The organism is Streptomyces sp. NPDC001868 (assembly GCF_040297125.1).
Taxonomy (GTDB): Bacteria; Actinomycetota; Actinomycetes; order Streptomycetales; family Streptomycetaceae; genus Streptomyces.
This window is the reverse complement of sequence record NZ_JBEOYO010000005.1, coordinates 112,139-132,842: the sequence shown is the minus strand read 5'-3', so window position 1 is coordinate 132,842 and position 20,704 is coordinate 112,139. Positions and strand designations below refer to the sequence as shown.

Here is a 20,704-nt window from a genome sequence, read left to right as displayed (position 1 = left end):
TGCGCCAGGGACGTTCACCCCCGGGGCGCCGACCCGGGCGCCGTCAGAGCGCCTCCGCGCCCCGCTCGCGCAAGGCCTGGTCGTACTGCTGGAGGACCCACAACTCGTTCTGTACGGCCGCCAGCTGGGCCGGGTCGCCCTGGGCGGCCGCCCGCGCCAGGCTGCCCTGGACGTCGCGCACCCGGCGTTCGACGGCCCGGCGGCGGACGGTGACCAGTTGGGCGCCCGCGTACACCTCGTCGACCGTCTTGCGCATGATCGCCTCGACGGCCAGCTCGGTCACCATGGCGCGCACCGTGTCGTCGGGTGCCGCCTCGCGGACCCGAACCAGGTACTCCTGCGGGTCCTCGACGCCGAACTCGACGCCGCCCGCCTCGATGATCGTCTGGCGGACGGCCGCGTACTGGTCGGCGGTGAACTCGTCGACGCCGTACGCGTCGAAGGCGGGGGCGACCAACTCCGGGCGCTGGAGGGCCAGTTTGAGGAGTTCGCGCTCGGTGGCGAAGACCGGGTTGCGCAGGGTGAGGGCCGGGCCGGACGGGGGCCGGCCGGTGGACTCGTACGGCTGCGACGAGCGCTGGGCGGACGGGGCGGGGCCCTGGCCGCCCCGGTCGCGGGCCCAGCGGGCGAGCTGGGCGACACGTTTGACGACGAACTGGGTGTCGAGGATGCCGAGCATGCCGGCGAGCTGCACGGCGACCTCGTGCTGGGCGCCGCTGTTCTTGATGCGGGCCACGACGGGCGCGGCCTCGTCGAGCGCGGACGCGCGGCCGGCCGGGGTCTCCAGGTCGTAGCGGGCGACGATCTGGCGGAGGGCGAACTCGAAGAGCGGGGTGCGGGGTTCGGTCAGCTCGGCGACCGCCTCGTCGCCCTTCGCGAGGCGCAGCTCGCAGGGGTCCATGCCGTCGGGCGCGATCGCGATGTAGGTCTCGGCGGCGAACTTCTGGTCGTCCTCGAAGGCGCGCAGGGCGGCCTTCTGGCCGGCCGCGTCGCCGTCGAAGGTGAAGATCACGCGGGCCGAGCCGTTGTCCATCAGCAGCCGGCGGAGGATCTTGATGTGGTCGCCGCCGAAGGCCGTGCCGCAGGTCGCGATGGCCGTGGTGACCCCGGCGAGGTGGCAGGCCATGACGTCCGTGTAGCCCTCGACCACGACGGCGCGGCTGGCCTTGGCGATGTCCTTCTTGGCGAGGTCGATGCCGTACAGGACCTGGGACTTGCGGTAGATCGCCGTGTCCGGGGTGTTCAGGTACTTCGGGCCGTTGTCCGACTCGTAGAGCTTGCGCGCGCCGAAGCCGACGACGTCCCCGCCGATGTCGCGGATGGGCCACATCAGACGGCCCCGGAAGCGGTCGATGGGGCCCCGGCGGCCCTCCTGGGAGAGGCCGGACAGGAGCAGTTCCTTGTCGGCGAAGCCCTTGCCGCGCAGGAAGCGGGTGAGGTGGTCCCAGCCCTGGGGGCTGTAGCCGACGCCGAAGTGGACGGCGGCGGCCTGGTCGAAGCCGCGCTCGGCGAGGAAGATCCGGCCCGTGTCGGCCTCGGGGCTGGTGGCGAGCTGCTCCGCGTACCACTCGGCGGCGATCTTGTGCGCCTCGACCAGGCGGATGCGCTCGCCGCGCTGGTGGGTGGGGTTGTACCCGCCCTCCTCGTAGCGCAGGGTGATGCCGGCCTGGCCGGCGAGCCGCTCGACCGCCTCCGAGAACGACAGGTGGTCGACCTTCATCACGAACGTGATGGTGTCGCCGCCCTCCTGGCAGCCGAAGCAGTGGAAGAGTCCCTTGCTCGGGCTGACCTGGAACGACGGCGACTTCTCGTCGTGGAACGGGCAGAGGCCCTTGAGGTTCCCGCCGCCCGCGTTCCGCAGCTGGAGGTACTCGGACACCACGGCGTCGATCGGGACCGCGTCCCGAACCGCCTTCACGTCCTCGTCGTTGATCCGTCCAGCCACGCGTGAATTCTACGGTGGCGTTCTGACATCCCTGTGCCCCGAAGGGGCGCGGGGAACTGCGCGACCAGCCACATACGGCCCGCAGTCGCCCGCCGCCCCCATCCGGCAACCCCTCAGGCGATCAGGCTCTCCAACGGCACCTGAGGATTCGACAGCGCGTCCACATCGACCCGCGCCCGGGACCGGATCAGCTTCTGGATCCGCTCAGTGACATCCCACACGTTCACATTCATCCCGGCCAGCACCCGCCCCTCCTTCACCCAGAACGCGATGAACTCCCGCTTCCCCGCGTCCCCCCGGATCAGCACCTGGTCGTACGACCCGGGCGGCGCCCACCCCGAGTACTCCATCCCCAGGTCGTACTGGTCGGAGAAGAAGTAGGGCACCCGGTCGTAGGCGACGTCCTTGCCGAGCATCGAGCGGGCGGCGGCCGGTCCGCCGTTGAGCGCGTTGGCCCAGTGCTCGACCCGCAGCCGGGTGTCGAAGAGGGCGTGCGGGAAGGAGACGACGTCACCGGCGGCGTAGACGGAGGGGTCGGAGGTGCGGAGCCGGGCGTCCACCTTGATGCCGCCGCCCTCGGACCTGTCGGCCAGCTCCAGCCCGGCGGCTTCGGCGAGGCCGACCCGGGGCGCCGCCCCGATGGCCGCGAGGACGTCGTGCGCCGGGTGCTCCTCCCCCGTGTCCGTACGGGCCGCGAGGACCATGCCGTCCTGGCCGACGATCTCGGTGAGCCGCGCGCCGAAGTGGAAGCGGACGCCGTGCTCGCGGTGCAGCTCGGCGAAGAGGTTGCCCAGCTCGGGGCCGAGCACGCCGTGCAGCGGGGTGGGCTCGGGCTCGACGACGGTCACCTCCGCGCCGTACTCGCGGGCCGCCGCCGCCACCTCCAGGCCGATCCAGCCGGCGCCCGCGATGACGAGGTGGCCGTTGTCGCGGCCGAGCGCGGCGAGGACGCCCTTGAGGCGCTCGGCGTGGGCGAGGCGGCGCAGATGGTGGACGCCCGCGAGATCGGTGCCCGGGATGTCCAGGCGGCGGGGCTCGGCGCCCGTCGCGATCAGCAGGGTGTCGTAGTGGACGAGGGTGCCGTCGTCGCCGAAGCGGACGGTCTTCGCCGTGCGGTCGATCGCGTCGACGGTCTGGCCGAGGTGCAGCTCGATGTCGTTGCGCGCGTACCAGGACGGTTCGTGGACGAAGACGCTGTCGCGCTCCTCCTTGCCGAGCAGATAGCCCTTGGAGAGCGGCGGGCGCTCGTAGGGGTGGTCCCGTTCGTCGCAGATCAGTATCACGCGGCCGGTGAAGCCCTCCGCTCGGAGCGTCTCGGCCGCCTTCGCGCCGGTGAGACCACCACCGACGATGACGAATGTCTGATCCGCGTCGACCACTTGATGCCTCCTCTTAAGGGTGCGTCCACATGCGAGCGTCCCGCACACAGCGTGATGCGGGAAGAGGTAGTGACCCGATCAGGCCACGGAGGGTCACGTGTCAGTCCTGTCCCCGCATACCCCTGTCACATCCGCCCCGTCAGTCTCGCGTGCAACGTGCGGGCGGAGGGGTCGGTGAGCGAGGCGATCTGGTCGACGATCACCCGCTTGCGGGCACGGTCGTCCGGGGCCGTGTCGAACAGGGCCCGGAACTGGGGTTCGAGACCGTCCGGTGCGCGGGCGGTGAGCGCCTCGGCCAGTTCGGCGACGACGATCCGCTGGTCGGCGCGGAGCCGCTCCTGTTCGGCCCGCTGCATCACATACCGGTCGGCGACCGCCTTGAGGACCGCGCACTCCAGGTGCGTCTCGCGCGGGACGACCAGTTCGGCGGCGTACCGGGTGAGGGGGCCGGTGCCGTACGCCTGCCGGGTGGCGGCCTCGGCGGCGAGGCAGAAGCGGCCGATGAGCTGGCTGGTGGCGTCCTTCAACCGGGCCTGGGCGACGGCCGTTCCGTCGTAGCCGTGCGGCCACCACTCCTGGTCGAGGAGGCGGTCGAGGGCCTCGGCGAGCTCGGCCGGGTCGGTGTCGGCGGGGGCGTACCGGCCGCGTGCCACCTCGAACACCGACTGTCGTTCGGGCTCCGCGTGCAGGCAGTTGGGGTCGATGTGGCCCGCGTGCAGGCCGTCCTCGACGTCGTGCACGGAGTACGCCACGTCGTCGGACCAGTCCATGACCTGGGCCTCGAAGGTCGTGCTCGTGCCGGAGGCGTCCTTGCGGACCCAGTCGAAGACGGGGCGGTCGTCGTCGTACACACCGAACTTGGGGGACTTCGGGTCGGTCGGGTGGGCGCCGCGCGGCCAGGGGTACTTGGTGGCGGCGTCCAGGGCGGCTCGGGTGAGGTTGAGGCCGACGCTGACGAGGTCGCCGGTCGTGTCCGAGCGGACGAAGCGCTTGGGTTCGATGCGGGTGAGGAGGCGCAGGGACTGGGCGTTGCCCTCGAAGCCGCCGCAGTCCTCGGCGAATTCGTTCAGTGCCTGTTCGCCGTTGTGGCCGAAGGGAGGGTGGCCGAGGTCGTGGGAGAGGCAGGCGGCCTCGACGAGGTCGGGGTCGCAGCCGAGGGCGGCGCCCAGTTCGCGGCCGACCTGGGCGCACTCCAGGGAGTGGGTGAGGCGGGTGCGGGGGCTGGAGTCCCAGGCGAGGTTGCGGGTGCCGGGGGTGACGACCTGGGTCTTGCCGGCGAGTCTGCGGAGGGCCGAGGAGTGGAGCACGCGGGCGCGGTCGCGTTGGAAGGCGGTGCGGCCTGGGCGTTTGTCGGGTTCCGGGGCGTAGCGCTCCGCGGAGGGTGGGTCGTAGCCGGCCGGGGTGTCGTGGTTTGCCGGGGGGTTGTGGCCGGGGGGTGCGGTGCCTTCCATGATTCGACAGTACGGGGAGGGTGTGACAAATGGGTGCCTACCCGTCTGCCGGGTGACGTTCGTGGGCGGGTGCGGGTGCGTCGCGGCTTGTCGCGCAGTTCCCCGCGCCCCTTGAGGGGCGCTCGTGTGGGCCCGGAGTTCTGTGGCTTCCCTATGCCGATGCCAGTGCCGGGAGCGGCAGGGTGCCGGTTGTCAGGGACTCGTCGTAGCGGTGCAGGATCAAGCGGGCCATGATCGGGTGGGCGCCCAGGGGGGCCGCGGCGATCCAGGGGGCCGCTTCCGCGCACTCGCGGGCGAAGCGGCCGGGGGCGGTGAAGTAGGAGGCTACGGCTATGCGGGTGCGGCCTCGGGCGGTGAGGGCGCGGACGGCTTCGCCGACGGTGGGGGCGGCGGCGGAGGCGTAGGCGGGGACGACGGGGACGCCGAGGCGGTCGGCGAGGAGCCGGGCCGTGCGGCCGGTGTCCTCGGCGGCCTCGGGGTCGCGGGAGCCCGCGGCGGCCAGGACGACGGCGCTCGTGCGGCGGCGCGCCTCGCTCATCCGTGTGCGCCAGCCGGCCTCGACGAGGCGGGTGTGGAGGGTTTCCACGAGGAGGGGGTGCGGGCCGAGGGGACCGGCGAGGCGGGTGCGGGCCTCGGCGGCCGCGGCCATCTCGGGGATGTCCTGCTTGACGTGGTAGCCGCGGCTGAGGAGCAGGGGGACGAGGACCGCCTCCCGGTCGCCGAGGGCGGCGAGCGTGTCGGGGAGCAGGGGCTCGTTCAGCTCGATGTGGCCGAGGTGCACGGCGAGGCCGGGGCGTTGCTCGCGGACGCGCTCCATGAGGGTGCGTACGGTCGCCAGGGCGCGCGGGTCGCGGCTGCCATGCGCCACGAGGACCAGGGCAGGCGGGGCCGGGCGCCGGGTTCCGTCTCGGGAGACGAGGCTGAGCTGGGCGGCCAGCCGGTCGGTGATCAGGTTCATGATGTGCGCCGTACTGTCGAGGTCCGCGTTCGACTTGCTCGTCGTCGCCGTCATGCACCGATGGTGCCGGGGGGAGGTTGCCTCCCCGTTGCACGGCCGTGACGGGTCTTTTCCGGCGGTTCACCGTGCGCGGTGGGGCGGTGTGAACCTCTTTGACCTGGCGTTTCCACTCGTGCGAGTGAAGCTTGTCACGCGGGACAGTGAACCGGATCGATGCGGATGACGTCTTCGTTGGTCGAAAGGACGGGCGCTGTCGGGGCCGTCCGAAACAGCCAGGACACACAGCAGGACACACGGGACACGCGGGACTCGTCCGTGGGTCCGACGAAACGGGGGTCGCGGTGGGGCGCATCAGGCGGGTCGCGCGCGTCGTACGGCTGCCGCGTACGCGCACGGGACGGCGGCGGGCCGTGCAGACGGTGATGGCGCTGGGCGTGCTGGCGCTGCTGCCCTCGACCTGGATGTTCACGGCGGCCGACGACCGGCTGCGGACCACGGCCGACGCGCCGCGCACCGAGGTCGCGGTGGTCTTCGGGGCGGGGCTGTGGCAGGGCGAGCCGTCCCCTTATCTCGCGCGCCGGCTGGACGCGGCGGCCGAGCTGTACCGCTCGGGCCGGATCAAGGTGGTGCTGGTCACCGGGGACAACAGCCGCAAGGAGTACGACGAGCCGGACGCGATGCGCGGCTACCTCACGGACCAAGGTGTGCCGGACGCCCGCATCGTCAGTGACTACGCCGGGTTCGACACCTGGGACTCCTGCGTCCGGGCCAAGAAGATCTTCGGGGTGGACCGGGCGGTGCTCATCAGCCAGGGCTTCCACATCCGCCGGGCGGTCGCGCTGTGCCAGGAGGCGGGCGTCGATTCGTACGGCGTCGGGGTGCAGGACCGGCACGACGAGACCTGGTACTACGGGGCCACCCGGGAGCTGTTCGCGGCGGGCAAGGCCTCGCTGGACGCGCTGTTCGAGCCGGACCCCCGCTTCCTCGGTCCTGAGGAAACGGGGGTCGACACGGCGCTCGCGTCGGCCGGTTAGCGCGTCGGTGGGTCGGCGCTTCGGCGGTCGGTGGCCGAGCGGGTCAGTTGTGGAGCGGGCCAGTGGTCGAGCGGGTCAGTGCTTGACGGTGCCCCAGGTGCCCTGGTCCACGGCGCAGCCCCACTTCTTGCCGTCCGAGGTCTTGCCGTAGACGGCGAACTTCACCTCGTACAGGTCGGTGCGCAGCATGCGGGTGCTGACCTTGAAGGCGGCGCTCTTGCCCGGCTTCAGGGTCTTGGCGGCGACCTTGACGATCTGGTTGGTCTTCTGGGTGATGCGGGCGCCCTTGGTCGTCACCGTGGCCTTGCCGAAGCGGAGGCTCTTGGTGTTGGTCACCTTGAGGCTGACGTCCTTGAAGGTCGCCTTCTTGCTGGAGTTCGTGAGACCGAACCGGAGACCGCCGTTGGTCACCCAGTTGTTGTGGTCCACATAGAACTTCTTCAGGTAGGTGATCTTGATCGGGCAGCTCGCGGCGACCTGCGTCTCGACGGACGCGGTGGACGTGCCGGAGGCGGCGGACGCGGCGCCGGCCAGGCCCAGCTGGGCGGCGGTGAGAGCGCCGGCGGCTCCCAGGACGGCGACGGTGGTACGCATACGGTTCACGGTGATGGTTCCTCTTCCCCCTACGGCCCTCGCACGGGCCACGTGACAGGACGTACACCACACGGGGCTCACGGCACGACCCCGTTGTCTGTGGCGCCCGTAGTTCTTAGCACGCCGACGCCGAACAGGTGGACGGCAAGCGCTTGGGTGAGCGCACACGGTGACAGAACTGCGACATCCGCGCCTCACGCCGGGCCCCGGGCGGCGGGGAGGTCCCCGTGCCGGTCGCGTAACGGGGGGCGTCCCGGCGCGTAACACGCCCGACGCACGCTGAACGGTATGGAGAACTCCGCGACGCCCACCCACTGCCCGTACTGCGCCCTGCAGTGCGGGATGAACCTGACGCCCGGTGCGGACGGGTCCGACGGGGTCGTAGTGGTCACGGAGCGCGCGGACTTCCCGGTGAACCGGGGAGCGCTGTGCGGCAAGGGCCGTACGGCGCCGGCGGTGCTCTCGTCCCGGGTCCGGCTGACCGGCCCCTTGGTCAGAAGGGCGGGTGTCCTGGAACCCGCTTCCTGGGACGAGGCACTCGACCGGATCGCGGAGGGGCTCACCCGCACGCGTACGGAACATGGCCCGGACGCGTGCGGAGTGTTCGGCGGCGGCGGACTGACCAACGAGAAGGCGTACGCGCTGGGCAAGTTCGCGCGGGTGGTGCTCGGCACCTCGCAGATCGACTACAACGGCCGCTTCTGCATGTCCTCGGCGGCGGCGGCCGGGATGAAGGCGTTCGGGCTCGACCGGGGGCTGCCGTTCCCGCTGGAGGACATCCCGAGGACGGGGTGTGTCGTCCTCGTCGGGTCGAACCTCGTGGAGACCATGCCGCCGGCGCTCCGCTATCTGACGGAACTGCGCGAGAACGGCGGCACGTTGATCGTCATCGATCCGCGCCGCACCCGTACGGCGGAACAGGCCGATCTGCATCTCGCCCCGCGCCCCGGCACCGATCTCGCCCTGGCCCTCGGCCTGTTGCACCTGGTCGTGGCCGAGGGGCGCACGGACGAGGAGTACATCCGCGAGCGGACGAGCGGCTGGGAGGAGGCCCGCGCGGCGGCCATGGCGCACTGGCCGGAGTACGTGGAACGGATCACGGGGGTGTCCGTTCCCGAACTCCGAGAGGCGGTACGGCTGTTCTGTGAGCCGGAGAACGCGATGGTGCTCACCGCGCGCGGGCCCGAGCAGCAGTCCAAGGGCACGGACACCGTCGGCGCGTGGATCAACCTCACGCTGGCGACGGGCCGGGCCGGACGGCCGCTGTCCGGGTACGGCTGTCTCACCGGGCAGGGCAACGGGCAGGGCGGGCGCGAACACGGCCAGAAGGCCGACCAGTTGCCCGGCTACCGCAAGCTGGTCGACCCCGAGGCGCGGCGGCATGTCGCCGAGGTGTGGGGGGTCGACCCGGACTCGCTGCCGGGGCCCGGGCGCAGCGCGTACGAACTGCTGGACGCGCTCGGCGGCGACATCAAGTCCCTGCTGCTGATGGGCTCCAACCCGGTGGTGTCGGCGCCGCGCGCCGCGCACATCGAGGAGCGGATCAAGTCGCTGGACTTCCTCGCGGTCTGCGATGTCGTGCTGTCGGAGACGGCGGCCCTCGCGGATGTCGTGCTGCCGGTGACGCAGTGGGCGGAGGAGACCGGCACGACGACCAATCTGGAGGGCCGGGTGCTGCTGCGGCGGCGGGCGATCACCCCTCCCGAGGGCGTCCGCAGCGATCTGGAGGTCATGCACGAGCTGGCCGACCGGCTGGGCGTCGAGAAGGGCTTCCCGACCGACCCCGAGGAGGTCTTCGAGGAGCTGCGCCGGGCCAGCGCGGGCGGGCCCGCCGACTACTCGGGGATCACCTACCGGCGGCTGGCGGAGGAGAACGGGGTGTTCTGGCCCTGCCCGACACCGGCCGTCGACGTGGATGCCGTGCCGGCCGCGGACTTGGGGTCCACCCCGGCCGTCGGCCTGGGGTCCGTTCCGGCGGCCGACGCGGACCCCGCCCCGGCCGCCGAGGTGCACCCCGGCACCCCTCGCCTCTTCCTCGACCGGTTCGCCACCGAGGACGGCCGGGCCCGGTTCGTGCCCGTCTCGCACCGGGCGGCGGCCGAGGAACCGGACGCCGAGTACCCGGTGCTGCTCACCACCGGACGGGTGGTCGCCCAGTACCAGTCGGGCGCCCAGACCCGGCGGGTCGACGAGCTGAACGCCGCCGCGCCCGGCCCCTTCGTGGAACTGCACCCCCGGCTGGCCGAGCGGCTCGGCGCGGCGGAGGGCGACCCGTTGGCCGTGGTCTCCCGGCGGGGGCGGGCCGTGGCACCGGCCCGCATCACGACCGCCATCCGCCCCGACACGGTCTTCATGCCGTTCCACTGGCCCGGCGAGGGCCGCGCCAACACCCTCACCAACCCCGCCCTCGACCCCACCTCCCGCATGCCGGAGTTCAAGACGTGCGCGGTGCGGGTGGAGGTGGCGGGGAAGTAGCGAGGCGGCGGGCCGGGACCGGGGCCCGGCCGGCGGGAGGGCGGGACAGGTGGCTCAGAGGGCCGTCAGTACGGTGGTCGCGTCCTCGGCGTACTTCGTTATCTCCTCGGCCGTGAAGTCCCGCTGTTCCGTGAAGCCCAGGCCGACGACCGCGACCAGGCGGGTGTCGTCCTCCGGGTGGAAGACGGGGAGGGTGAGGGAGCCCTGGGAGCCGGCGGCGCGGCCCCCGCGGACGGCGACGCCGGTCGTGTCGGTCTGGAAGTCGGAGATCGCGACGGGCGCCCGGCGCTGCGCTGCCGTCCCGGCCATGCCCTTGCCGAGCGGGATCACGGCGGTGCCGTTGCGCACCGAGACCGGCAGGTTGTGCGAGGCCACGAGAACGATCTCGCCCTCCTCGGCGGGCTCGGAGAGATGGACGGAGCCGACGAAGCCGCCGTTGCGCTCCACGAACTCGGCGAGCCACGCCTCGACTTCGGGGCGGGCGTTCTTCAGGACGGTCTCGCTCAGGGCTACGTCGCTCATGGGGGGCTCCTCGTGCTCACAACTCGGTGGTGCTGTCGTGAACAGCATCGATACCCTGTCTGCTTGAACATTCATGCTTTTTGATACGTAGATCTCGTGTGGTTGTCCCGATGCTTCGACGCTTCGCAGAGGATGGGGAACAGCGGACGTACAGCCTGCCGTGAACACTTGGGAGTACAGCCGACCCGGGGGATCGCATGCCGCAGCACGACAGTCACCAGTGGACCGACTCGTTTCCGTGGAGCCTCGCGTACCGCTGGGGCCACTCCGCACTGACCGCCGACTTCGACCTGAGCGGCGACACACCCCGCCTGCTGCGCGTCCGCCGCCCCGGCGAACCCGAACCGGGGCCCGAGGAAGCCAAGAACGACCCCTCGCCGCCCCTGGTCGACCTGGTCCTGCTCGGCGAGGGCACCGGCTGGGCGAGGCCGCGCTTCACCGGCACGGCGATCGGCGGCCGACTGAGATACCGGGCGCACCACTCCACGTACGAGGGCGAGGGCTGGCATCGGCTGACCTTCGAACTGCACGACGCGGCCAGCGGGTTGACCGCCTTCGTCGAGTACGCCTCACCTGACGGCATCCCCGTCCTGCGCTCCCGGGTCCGGCTGCGCAACGACGGGAGCAGGACGGTCACCGTGCGTTCCGTCGGCAGTCTGCTCCTCGGCGGACTCCCCTCCCCCGACGAGCTGTCCGTCCTCCGGGCACGCAACGACTGGCTCGCGGAGTGCCGTTGGTACGCCGAGCCGCTGCGGGACTCCGTGCCCGACATCAACCACGAGGCGCACGGCGGTGCCGGGCACGCGGCGGCCCGCCTCGCCGGGCGCGGCAGTTGGCCCACCGACGGGCATCTGGCGATGGGCGCGCTCCAGCACCGTACGGACGCGCGGAGCTGGCTGTGGCAGATCGAGTCGGCGTCCAGCTGGGTCTGGGAGGCCGGCGAGGCGGCGGGCCAGACGTATCTGGCGCTCGGCGGCCCGACCCACGACGAGCACCAGTGGCGGGAGGTCCTGGAGCCGGGCGCCGAGTTCACGACCGAGTGGGCCGCCCTCGCCCTCGGCACCCGCTTCGAGGGCGCCCTGGCGGCCCTGACCTCCTACCGCCGCGCCGTACGCCGCCCGCACCCGGACCAGACCCGGCTTCCGGTGATCTTCAACGACTACATGAACACCCTGATGGGCGACCCGACCACGGAGAAACTGCTGCCGCTGATCGACGCGGCGGCGGAGGCGGGCGCGGAGTACTTCTGCGTGGACGCGGGGTGGTACGACGACGGGGAGGACGGGGGAAGCGGGGAGGGCCGGGAGCGCGGGGAGAGCGGTGAGGACCAGGAGCCCGGGGAGGGTGGCGGCGTCCAGAACGCCGACTCCCCCGGGGGCTGGTGGGACAGTGTCGGCGCGTGGCTGCCGTCGGCGCGGCGGTTCCCCGGTGGTGGGCCGGACGGTGGTCCCGGGGGCATCCGGGTCGTGCTCGACCGGATCCGGGAGCGCGGGATGGTGCCGGGGCTGTGGCTGGAGCCGGAGGTCATCGGGGTCCGCAGTCCCCTCGCCGGCGCACTGCCCGCCGAGGCGTTCCTGCGGCACGAGGACGGCAGCCGGGTGACCGAACAGGGCCGCCACCAGCTGGACCTGACCCATCCGGCGGCCCGCGCCCACCTCGACGGGACGGTCGACCGCCTCGTCGGCGAGTGGGGCGTCGGCTATCTGAAACTCGACTACAACATCACCACCACGGCACCGGCCCACCTCGCCCACTCCCGGGCCTGGCTCTCCTGGCTGTCCTCGGTCCTGGACCGCCACCCCGGCCTGGTCATCGAGAACTGCGCCTCCGGCGGCATGCGCATGGACGGCGCCTCGCTGGCCGTGGCCCAGCTCCAGTCCACCTCCGACCAGCAGGATCCGCTGCGCTACCCGCCCATCGCCGCCTCCGCTCCCACCGCCGTACCCCCGGAACAGGGCGCCGTCTGGGCCTACCCCCAACCGTCCTGCACGGACGCGGAGATCGCCTTCACCCTCGGCTCCGCGCTCCTCGGCCGTATCCATCTCTCCGGCCACCTCGACCAGATGACGGATCATCAACTCGGGCTGGTCCGCGACGCGTTGACGACGTACAAGTCCATCCGGGCGGACCTGCGCACCGCCCTGCCCTTCTGGCCCCTGGGTCTGCCGGGCTGGACGGACGACTGGATCGCCCTGGGCATGAGACCGCCGGTCGCGGGCACAGCCCCGGCGTATGTGACGGTCTGGCGCCGGGGCGGCGACACCGAACGGTCCTTCGCCCTGCCCGACGCCGACATGGGCGACGTACAGGTGGAGATCCTGCACCCGAGGACGACGACGGCCACAGCCGAGCGGGACGGCTCGAAGCTCCGGCTGAGCCTGCCGGAAGCCCCGTCGGTCGTACTCCTGAGGCTCACAACAGCCGCGCCCTGAAGGGGCGCGGGGAACTGCGCGACCAGCCACGAAGCAACCCGCAGCCCGGATCGCACAGCACCCCCACCCCCTGATCGGAACCGGCACCCCCGCCGGCGGACGACTCAGCCGCGCCTACCCCAGTCCCCGCCCTCGATCCGCTTCCCCCGCGCCCGCAGCCCGGCGGCGACGGTCGGGGCGGCGACGTACACCCAGGCCCGGACGACCGTGCCGTCGGCGAGGGCCGCCCCGCGTTCCACCCGCTCGTAGAGGTTCGCGGGGTCACCCGGGGCGTACTCCTCCAACTCGTCGAGGGTGCGCAGGAGTTCGGCGTAGAACTCGGGTCGCGCGGTGACGAGTTCGCCGCTCACCACGCCGCCGTCCGCGCCGGTCTCCTCCACGGCGTACGGGTACCCGGGGCCGTCGTACAGGACCATGCCGGGCATCCTGGCCGGCTCCTCGGCGCGGGTACGGCCGCGCAGGAAGAGGTCGTGGTTGGGCTCGCCGGGGCGGAGGGTGCCGTAGACGAAGAAAGGGAGCACCGTTCTCCTCTCCAACTGGGTCGGACGCGGCCGGATGTGCCGTGTGCGGGCCTTTGCAGAAACGATTCTCACCCCTCACACAACCCACTGCCGACACGCTGGACGCCATCTGTCATGCCCACTTAAATCTGACGACATCCGTGGTCGGCCCACCGACCACCACCGTCCCTGGGAGACAGATGAGCCGAATACGGCACCTCCGACGCCCGCGCCCGGCCACCACCGGCATCGCCGTCGCCGCCGCCGCGCTGCTGGCCGCGACGCTCACCCCCACCGCGGGGGCCGCCGACAGACCGACCCGGAACACGGCGATCGCCGACGCCGCCGCCGTCCTGCGGGAGCGTGCGGCGAGCCTGGGGCTCACCTCCGCCCAGGGCACCACCGTACGGGACGTGATCGTGGACGCGGACGGGGCGCGGCATGTCCGTTACGACCGCACATATCGCGAACTCCCGGTGCTGGGCGGGGACTTCGTCGTCCACCTCTACCCCGGTGGCGCGTACCGCGGTGCGAGCCGGGCGACGACCCGCGAGATCGGCCTCCCCACCGTCACCCCTGCCGTCAAGGCGCCCAGGGCCGCCGACCTCGCCGCCGCCGCGCTGCGCGCCGCGAACGTCGGGGAGACGCTCCGCGAGCTGACGTCCCGGCCCCGGCTGGTCGTCGACGCCCTGCACGGCGCCCCGAAGCTGGCCTGGCGGACGGACGCGCTGGCCCGGGACGAGGCCGGCAACCCGGTCGCCCGTACGGTGATCACGGACGCCACGACGGGGAAGCGGATCGACGCCTGGGACGCGCTGGAGACCGCGACCGGCGACGGCAGGTCGCTGTACGGCGGCACGGTTCCGTTGGAGACGACCCGCTCCGGGTCGGCGTACCAGCTCAAGGACCCCACGCGCGGCGACACATACACCGGTGATGCCGCGAACCGGACCGACCTCTGTCTCCTCGGCGTCTGCGTCCGGCGCGCGCCCGCGACGCTCCTCACGGACGCCGACAACCACTGGGGCACGGGCACGGTGACGGACCGCGCCACCGCCGCCGTCGACGCGCAGTACGGCACCGACACCACCTGGGACTACTACCGGGACGTGCACGGCCGGAACGGCATCGCGGGCGACGGCCGGGGCTCGTACAACCGCGTCCACTACGGCAACGGCTACAACAACGCCTTCTGGGACGACAGTTGCTTCTGTATGACGTACGGCGACGGTGACGGGAACCTCCTCGGCCCGCTCGTCTCGCTGGACGTGACCGGCCACGAGATGAGCCACGGCGTCACCTCCGCCACGGCCGACCTGACGTACTCGGGCGAGCCCGGCGGGCTCAACGAAGCCACCTCGGACATCTTCGGCACCCTGGTCGAGTTCCACGCGGCCAACGCCTCCGACCCCGGTGACTGGCTCGTCGGCGAGAAGATCGTCCGCCCGGGTCTCGGCAGGCCGGCGCTCAGGTTCATGGACCGGCCGAGCAAGGACGGCTCCTCGGTGGACTGCTGGAGTCCGTCGGTGGGGAAACTGGACGTCCACTACTCCTCGGGCGTCGCCAACCACTTCGCGTACCTCCTCGCCGAGGGCAGCGGCACGAAGACCATCGGCGGGGTCGAGCACTCCGGCACCACCTGCGACGGGTCGACGGTGACCGGCATCGGCAAGGACAGGCTGGGCGCGATCTGGTACCGGGCCCTGACGGTCTACATGACCTCGTCCACGGACTACGCGGGGGCGCGTACGGCGACCCTGAACGCGGCGCGGGATCTGTACGGGTCGGGGAGCGCGGAGCGGGACGCGGTGGCGGCGGCGTGGAGTGCGGTGTCGGTGACCTGATGAGCGGCTGGGCTGACCGCGGCCCGGCGTACGACGTTCCGGTCGCCGGTCGCCGACCGTCGGTCGTCGGTCGCCGGTCGCCGGTCGCCGGTCGCCGGTCGCCGGTCGCCGGTCGCCGGTCGCCGGTCTTCGGTCGTCAGCGTCGCGCCTGCCACCACCGGGTGAGGGTCTCGGCCTTCAGGTCGAACTCCTTGTCGACGAAGGATGTCGGGGTGTGCAGCGTGGCGCGGCGGCCGTCCGTGGTGTGGACGGTGATCTGGCGTATGCCGACGACGCGGCGGACCTCAAGGCGCTCGATGCCGGTCCAGGGGATCCGCCTACGCCGGGTGCCGCGCACCACGAGGGCGTCGTCGGCCAGCGTGATCTCGTCGTTGCGGCGTAGCACCGCGACGACCACGGTGGCCGTCAACGCCCCCGTGAGGCACTGCCGCAGCGTGCCGCTTCCCATCGGGTCGGAGGTCAGGGCGAGGCCCGCGTACAGAAACGCCGTACCGGCGAGGAACCCCAGCGCGACGGGCAGGACGGACTGGAGCAGCCCCGACTTGTACGTGATCGTCTCGTTCCCGCCACGGTCGGCGGAGGCGGATCCGGAAGGCATGGTGTCGGCGTTCCCGGGGGTCAGGGTGCGGTGAGCGGGAGGGCGTCCGTGTAGCCGTTGGTCGGACGGCTGATCTTCTTGACGGCGTGGGCGTCGAGGGCGGCCTCGGCGGAGCTGGTGCCGAGGGTGCCGGTGGGGTGCCAGGTGCCGGTGAGGGTGACCCAGGTGTCGGCGGGCGGGGGCGGGGTGCCGTGGACGCGTACCTTCACGAACTGGGCGTCGGCGGCACAGCAGCTGAACATGACGCGGGTCAGGTACCAGCCGGGGGTTGCGTCGCCGCCGTTGTAGCCGCCGCTCTCGCTGTTGTCGCCGTCGTCGCCGTCCTTGCCGGAGGCCGCCTGGTCGGGGGTGACGAAACCGGTCAGTTGGACGGTACGGCCGTCGATGGCCCGGTCGCGGTCCTGCTGTACGCGGCGGGTGAAGTCGGTGAGGGTCATCGGCAGGGGTGAGGTCGTCGGCAGGGGGTCGAAGTCGTCCTGGTCGGTGAGGGTCACCGCCTTCGGGGCCTCGCGGGAGGCCGTGTACGCGCCGATGGCCGGCGGGGCGTAGAAGAGCAGGCTCAGGGCGGGGAGGAGCAGGAGCCAGGCGACCCGGGGCGGGGTGGAGTGGTCATGCCCGCCGTGGCTGTCGTGGTCACCGTGGTCGCCGTCGCTGTCTTGGTCGCCGTGGCCGTCTTGGTCGCCGTGGCTGTCGCGTTCGTCTGTCCCGGACCGTCTCCACAGTGACCATGCCTCCGCCGCGCCCAGTACGAGCAGCAGTACGCCCGAGGCGACGAGGAGGGGGTGCATGCCCTCCTTGACGTAGCGGAGGTAGTGGTCGGTGAGGACGGTGGCGTGGAGGAGGCCGAGGCCGCTGAGGAGGAGCAGGACTGCCTGGAGGGGGCGTTTCACAGCAGTACGGCTCCGATCACGACGCTGCACAGGATCGCGACGACGACGGTCGCGGCGGAGAAGCGGACCGCGAAGGCCCGGCCGAAGGTGCCCGTCTGGAGGGCGATCAGCTTCAGGTCGACCATGGGTCCCACCACCATGAACGTCAACCGCGCGGTGGGTGAGAAGCCGGTGAGGGACGCGGCGACGAAGGCGTCGGCCTCGGAGCACACCGAGAGCAGGATGGCGAGCGCGGCGAGGAACAGCACCGACAGCCAGGGCGAGTCGGCGAAGGTGTCGAGCACGGTGCGCGGGACGAGCACGTTGAAGGTGGCCGCGGCCATCGCGCCGACGACGAGGAAGCCGCCCGCGTGCAGGAAGTCGTGCTGGAAACCGGTCCGGAACTCGTGCCAACGGCTGTGCCCCGGCCGGTGTCCCGTGTGGCGCGCGACCGGCTTGAGCCACTCCGCGCGCCCCAGCCAGAGCCACAGCCAGCCCATCGCGGCGGCGGTGACGAGGGAGGCGAGCAGCCGGGCCAGCACCATTTCGGGGCTGCCGGGGAAGGCGATGGCCGTGGCGGTCAGGACGATCGGGTTGATGGCGGGGGCGGAGAGCAGGAACGCGAAGGCCGCGGCCGGGTTGACACCCCGGCGGATCAGGCTGTGCGCGACCGGCACCGACGCGCACTCGCAGCCGGGCAGGATCACCCCGGCGGCACCGGCGACCGGGACCGCGAGCGCCGGCCTGCGGGGCAGCGCCCGGGTGAAGACCCGTGCCGGTACGAACGCGTTGATGGCACCCGACAGGGCCGTACCGAGCAACAGGAACGGCAGCGCCTGCACGGTGATGGAGAGACACACCGTCCGCCACGCCTGCACGGCCGGTTCCTCCATCCACCGCCCCAGGGCGAACAGCAGGACGCCGGGGACGACGGCCGCGCCGACGAGCAGCAGGGGCCAGTGACGGGGCCAGCTGTGGTCGGCGTCGGGGTCGGGGTCCAGGTCCGGGTCGGGATCCAGGTCGGGGCCGAGGTCGTGCTGCGCGCCGGGGCGGGTGGCCCGACGGAGGGTGCCCTGGTGACGGGCGCCCTGGTGACGGGTGGCCTGGTGGCGGGTGGCCTCGTGGACCACCACGGGTATCTCCGGCTCCGTCGCCGTCTCTTCCGACGCGGCCGTCACCGCCCCTTCGGCCGGTTCATCTGTCTTCTGCATGCCAACTCCGAGTATCCGGCTGATCGGGTCGAACATAGCGGGCGCTCCGGGCGGCCGTGTCAGACCCCGCCCAACAGGGAGGCGAGGCCGTCGTCGAGCGCCGGTTCCAGGTCCTCGCCGCCGAGGGCGACGACGGCGTACGAGCGGTTCAGGAAGCGGCGGAGCGAGGACGTGTCGAAGCGGATCATGGCCATGCCGTGCGGCGAGTGGAGCTCCACGACGGTGTGGGCGGGGCCGCAGGGCCACAGATGTACGTCGCCGATCCCGGCCGGGGTGGTCAGCCCCTCCGCCAGCAGGGTGCGGGCGAACGTCCATGTCACGTCGGTGGCGTCGGTGGAGGCGCCGGCCGGGAAGTGGATGTGCACGGCGAGGGGGTCGGCGGGGGTGTAGCGCAGGGTGGTGCGTACCTGGACCTCCTCGTAGTCGGGGGTGATCAGGCGGGCGCGGGCGCGTTGTTCGAGGGCGGGGGGCGTGGGCCGGGTGGGCTGCGCGGGGTGCATGAGCGGTCTCCAGTTCGGGCGCTGCAGGAACTTCGGGCGCTTCGACTTCTTCATGTGGTTCAGGCTCTTCGGATGCTCGGATGCTGCGGGTTCGTGTGTTCGTCAGATGCTTCTTCGGATGCTTCTTCGGATGCCTCTTCGGATGCCTCTTCGGACGACACACCCTCTCGACCGCGCCACGACCCCATGTATTACGCCGTTTTCGAAGTTACCCGCTGTGACGCGTGTCACTTTGTGTGATTACTTGAGATTTTTGTCATCTCGGCATACAAAATCGTCCTCATCCCACCCATCAGCAGGCGACTGGAGAGCGTTCCCGCCATGACCGACGGCCTGTCCGGGTCCGCGACCGCCGCGTACACCCGGATCTACGAGGAACAGCACCCGCGTCTCGTCGCGTACGCGCGTTCCCTCACGAGGAACTCCTGGACCGCCGAGGACCTCGTCGCCGAGGCGCACTTCCGCGTGTGGCGGCGGCTGTCGGCGGGGCACGAGATCGACAACGTGCCGGCGTACCTGACGACGACCGTGCGCCATCTCGCGGCGGCGGTGGGCACCGCCCCGCGGGAGACACCGCTGGATCCGACGGCCCCCGAGCGGGTCGAGGCCGACGTCCGGGTGGCCGAGTCCGCCGACCCCGCCGAACAGGTGTCCTCCGTCGATCTGTTGGTGCGGGTGCTGGGCCAGCTGCCCGAGCGGTGGGTACGGGCGCTGTGGCTGGCCGAGGCGGAGGGGCAGCCACTGGAGGCGGTCGGGCAGCGCATCGGCGCCAAGCAGGGCGCGACGGCGGTGCTGTTGCACCGGGCGCGTGAGGGGATGCGCCAGGCGTTCCTGCGCGAGCAGCCCGGGGCGCCGGTCGATCCGGCGTGCCAGGTGCGGTGGGGGCGTATGCCGGCGTATGTGCGCGGTACGGCCACCTCGCGGCAGTCCGAGCAACTGCTCAGCCATGTGGACGCGTGCGACGACTGCCGGGCGCGGCTCGCGGTCCTGATGCGCACGAACGACCGGCTGCCCGCGCTCGTCGGGCCGGCGCTGCTGGTGTTCGTCGTGGGTGGGGGCGGGGGCAAGCTGCTGCTCTCCCTCACGGCGGGGTCCGCCGGTACGGCCGCCGTGCTCGGTGGGGCGGGTGGAGCCGGTGGGGCCGGTGGCCTCGGGGGTGGGCAACTGCTGCATGCCGTGCGGCAGGCCGCGACGGGGGGAGCGGGCGGGGCGAAGGTGCCCGCGGTCGTTGCCGTCGGGGCGGCCGCGGTGGCTGCCGCCGTCGTCGCCGGGGTCATTCTTGGGCCGCTCGACTCGGGGACGGCGCCGCCCCAGCGGGTGCCGGTCGCCGAGGCGCCGGCGCCGGCTCGGCCCGAGGCGCGCGTCCCCGACGCCCGTGCCCCCGAGATCGACGAACGCCGGGGCGCGGTCACGCACGCCCTGCTCTCGCCCCGGGATGTGGGTGGGGTGGGGGGTGCCTCGACTGTGCCGGGTTCGGAGGGGCGCGGCAGTGGGGTGGTTCGGGACGCGGGTGATGGTGGGGCCGTGGCGGAGCCGGGGGTTCGGGGGGCGGGGGGAAGCGATGACGTGGGGTCGGGGGTGGATGTTCCGGCGGTGGATACGCCGGGGGGTGTGGAGCCTGGGGTTGAGGCGCCGGGGGTTGTAGAACCCGGGGTGGAGGAGCCCGGGGTGGACGAGCCCGGGGTGGAGGAGCCCGGGATGGAGGAGCCCGGGGTGGAGGAGCCCGGTAGCGGATACCCGGTGGTGGAGGAGCCGGGGGGTGAGACGCCTGTGGTGGAGGAACCCGGGGTTGTGGAGCCTGGGGTTGAGGAGCCGGTGGTTGACGAGCCGGTGGTTGACGAGCCGGTAGTTGAGGTTCCTGTCGGTGAGGTGCCTGTGCCCGTGGAGGAGGCTCCTGTCGAGGAGGCTCCCGTGGAGGAGGCTCCTGTCGAGGAGGCTCCCGTGGAGGAGGCTCCTGTCGAGGAGGTGCCTCCGGGAGAAGGGGCTCCTGTGGAGGAGGTTCCTGGTCCGCCGGAGGTGGTTGAGCCGGTGCCGGAGGTGCCTGTGCCTCCGGTGGAGCCGGTGCCGGAGGGTCCGGAGCAGCCTGGGTCCGGGGGGCCGGGAGGCGGTTGCTGACGTTGGGATGGCGGTGGGTGGTCGCGGGTTTTCTCGCCCCCGCCGCCCCTACCCGTCCCATCCCCCAGGGGCTGTGCCCCTTCGACCCCCTTGGGCGCCTTATGGCTCGGGGGGTTCGGTGGGTTGGCGGGTGCGGGTCGCGTGTGGTTGCTCGCGCAGTTCCCCGCGCCCCTGAGCAGCCGAGCGAGGGCTACGCCCCGCTCGGCTTCTCAGCCCACCCGGCTCACCGTTTCCCGGCCCACCCGACCGTCCCTCAGGCCCGCAGGGCCTGACGTTT

Annotated in this window: 16 protein-coding genes; 5 read left to right on the top strand and 11 right to left on the bottom strand. The window is 72.2% G+C overall.

The window, feature by feature from the left end; translation table 11 throughout:
* Window positions 1–43: 43 nt before the first annotated feature.
* The 4 genes from dnaG to ABT147_RS08410 form a co-directional block, all read right to left on the bottom strand.
* Window positions 44–1,945 (bottom strand): DNA primase, encoded by a 1,902-nt coding sequence (gene dnaG, locus ABT147_RS08425; RefSeq protein ID WP_351403456.1) that lies wholly within the window; start codon window positions 1,943–1,945, stop codon window positions 44–46.
* Window positions 1,946–2,058: 113 nt separating this feature from the next.
* Window positions 2,059–3,324 (bottom strand): NAD(P)/FAD-dependent oxidoreductase, encoded by a 1,266-nt coding sequence (locus tag ABT147_RS08420; protein WP_351403454.1) that lies wholly within the window; start codon window positions 3,322–3,324, stop codon window positions 2,059–2,061.
* A gap of 125 nt (window positions 3,325–3,449) precedes the next feature.
* On the bottom strand, window positions 3,450–4,775 hold the full coding sequence (locus ABT147_RS08415; protein WP_351403453.1) for a deoxyguanosinetriphosphate triphosphohydrolase: 1,326 nt from the start codon (window positions 4,773–4,775) through the stop codon (window positions 3,450–3,452).
* Window positions 4,776–4,926: 151 nt separating this feature from the next.
* Complete coding sequence (locus ABT147_RS08410; RefSeq protein ID WP_351403452.1) at window positions 4,927–5,787, bottom strand: sirohydrochlorin chelatase; 861 nt, start codon at window positions 5,785–5,787, stop codon at window positions 4,927–4,929.
* A 368-nt stretch (window positions 5,788–6,155) separates the two neighbouring features.
* On the opposite strand from ABT147_RS08410, the gene ABT147_RS08405 reads away from it, so the two are divergent.
* Window positions 6,156–6,767, top strand: a complete 612-nt coding sequence (locus ABT147_RS08405; RefSeq protein WP_351403619.1) for a SanA/YdcF family protein — start codon at window positions 6,156–6,158, stop codon at window positions 6,765–6,767.
* 75 nt (window positions 6,768–6,842) lie between these two features.
* Here the strand turns inward: ABT147_RS08405 and ABT147_RS08400 are convergent, their stop codons facing one another.
* Window positions 6,843–7,370 (bottom strand): hypothetical protein, encoded by a 528-nt coding sequence (locus tag ABT147_RS08400; protein ID WP_351403451.1) that lies wholly within the window; start codon window positions 7,368–7,370, stop codon window positions 6,843–6,845.
* A gap of 279 nt (window positions 7,371–7,649) precedes the next feature.
* Between ABT147_RS08400 and ABT147_RS08395 the strand changes: the two genes are divergently transcribed.
* Window positions 7,650–9,836, top strand: coding sequence for a molybdopterin oxidoreductase family protein (locus tag ABT147_RS08395; RefSeq protein ID WP_351403450.1), 2,187 nt, complete (start codon window positions 7,650–7,652; stop codon window positions 9,834–9,836).
* A gap of 54 nt (window positions 9,837–9,890) precedes the next feature.
* Here ABT147_RS08395 and ABT147_RS08390 read toward each other — a convergent pair whose 3' ends face one another.
* Window positions 9,891–10,358 (bottom strand): GAF domain-containing protein, encoded by a 468-nt coding sequence (locus ABT147_RS08390; protein WP_351403449.1) that lies wholly within the window; start codon window positions 10,356–10,358, stop codon window positions 9,891–9,893.
* Window positions 10,359–10,555: 197 nt separating this feature from the next.
* On the opposite strand from ABT147_RS08390, the gene ABT147_RS08385 reads away from it, so the two are divergent.
* Window positions 10,556–12,790 (top strand): glycoside hydrolase family 36 protein, encoded by a 2,235-nt coding sequence (locus ABT147_RS08385; protein WP_351403448.1) that lies wholly within the window; start codon window positions 10,556–10,558, stop codon window positions 12,788–12,790.
* A 104-nt stretch (window positions 12,791–12,894) separates the two neighbouring features.
* On the opposite strand, the gene ABT147_RS08380 is transcribed toward ABT147_RS08385, so the two are convergent.
* Window positions 12,895–13,311 carry a gamma-glutamylcyclotransferase family protein gene (locus ABT147_RS08380; RefSeq protein WP_351403446.1) on the bottom strand — a complete coding sequence of 139 codons (417 nt, stop codon included), beginning with the start codon at window positions 13,309–13,311 and terminating at the stop codon, window positions 12,895–12,897.
* Window positions 13,312–13,490: 179 nt separating this feature from the next.
* Between ABT147_RS08380 and ABT147_RS08375 the strand changes: the two genes are divergently transcribed.
* Window positions 13,491–15,134 carry a M4 family metallopeptidase gene (locus tag ABT147_RS08375; RefSeq protein WP_351403445.1) on the top strand — a complete coding sequence of 548 codons (1,644 nt, stop codon included), beginning with the start codon at window positions 13,491–13,493 and terminating at the stop codon, window positions 15,132–15,134.
* Between the two features lie 136 nt (window positions 15,135–15,270).
* On the opposite strand, the gene ABT147_RS08370 is transcribed toward ABT147_RS08375, so the two are convergent.
* Genes ABT147_RS08370 through ABT147_RS08355 form a run of 4 tightly spaced genes read right to left on the bottom strand, consistent with a single transcriptional unit; the run spans window position 15,271 to window position 18,312 of the window.
* Entirely contained in the window at window positions 15,271–15,732 is a 462-nt protein-coding gene (locus ABT147_RS08370) for a hypothetical protein (RefSeq protein WP_351403444.1), read from the bottom strand.
* A 20-nt stretch (window positions 15,733–15,752) separates the two neighbouring features.
* Window positions 15,753–16,622, bottom strand: a complete 870-nt coding sequence (locus ABT147_RS08365; protein WP_351403443.1) for a TIGR03943 family putative permease subunit — start codon at window positions 16,620–16,622, stop codon at window positions 15,753–15,755.
* A complete protein-coding gene (locus ABT147_RS08360; RefSeq protein WP_502983050.1) occupies window positions 16,619–17,812 on the bottom strand; it encodes a permease in 1,194 nt (397 codons plus the stop codon). The genes ABT147_RS08365 and ABT147_RS08360 overlap by 4 nt, the downstream gene beginning before the upstream one ends.
* 59 nt (window positions 17,813–17,871) lie before the next feature.
* The gene (locus tag ABT147_RS08355) at window positions 17,872–18,312 is read right to left on the bottom strand and encodes an SsgA family sporulation/cell division regulator (RefSeq protein WP_351403618.1); all 441 of its coding nucleotides are present in this window, start codon (window positions 18,310–18,312) and stop codon (window positions 17,872–17,874) included.
* Between the two features lie 321 nt (window positions 18,313–18,633).
* On the opposite strand from ABT147_RS08355, the gene ABT147_RS08350 reads away from it, so the two are divergent.
* Entirely contained in the window at window positions 18,634–20,427 is a 1,794-nt protein-coding gene (locus ABT147_RS08350) for a sigma-70 family RNA polymerase sigma factor (RefSeq protein ID WP_351403440.1), read from the top strand.
* Window positions 20,428–20,704 lie beyond the last annotated feature (277 nt).

Coding starts and splice junctions, on each gene's coding strand:
- ABT147_RS08415 (WP_351403453.1), bottom strand. CDS start 4,775: ATGGAAGGCACCGCACCCCCCGGCCACAACCCCCCGGCAAACCACGAC.
- ABT147_RS08410 (WP_351403452.1), bottom strand. CDS start 5,787: ATGACGGCGACGACGAGCAAGTCGAACGCGGACCTCGACAGTACGGCG.
- ABT147_RS08405 (WP_351403619.1), top strand. CDS start 6,156: ATGGCGCTGGGCGTGCTGGCGCTGCTGCCCTCGACCTGGATGTTCACG.
- ABT147_RS08395 (WP_351403450.1), top strand. CDS start 7,650: ATGGAGAACTCCGCGACGCCCACCCACTGCCCGTACTGCGCCCTGCAG.
- ABT147_RS08390 (WP_351403449.1), bottom strand. CDS start 10,358: ATGAGCGACGTAGCCCTGAGCGAGACCGTCCTGAAGAACGCCCGCCCC.
- ABT147_RS08385 (WP_351403448.1), top strand. CDS start 10,556: ATGCCGCAGCACGACAGTCACCAGTGGACCGACTCGTTTCCGTGGAGC.
- ABT147_RS08375 (WP_351403445.1), top strand. CDS start 13,491: ATGAGCCGAATACGGCACCTCCGACGCCCGCGCCCGGCCACCACCGGC.
- ABT147_RS08370 (WP_351403444.1), bottom strand. CDS start 15,732: ATGCCTTCCGGATCCGCCTCCGCCGACCGTGGCGGGAACGAGACGATC.
- ABT147_RS08360 (WP_502983050.1), bottom strand. CDS start 17,812: ATGCAGAAGACAGATGAACCGGCCGAAGGGGCGGTGACGGCCGCGTCG.
- ABT147_RS08355 (WP_351403618.1), bottom strand. CDS start 18,312: ATGCACCCCGCGCAGCCCACCCGGCCCACGCCCCCCGCCCTCGAACAA.
- ABT147_RS08350 (WP_351403440.1), top strand. CDS start 18,634: ATGACCGACGGCCTGTCCGGGTCCGCGACCGCCGCGTACACCCGGATC.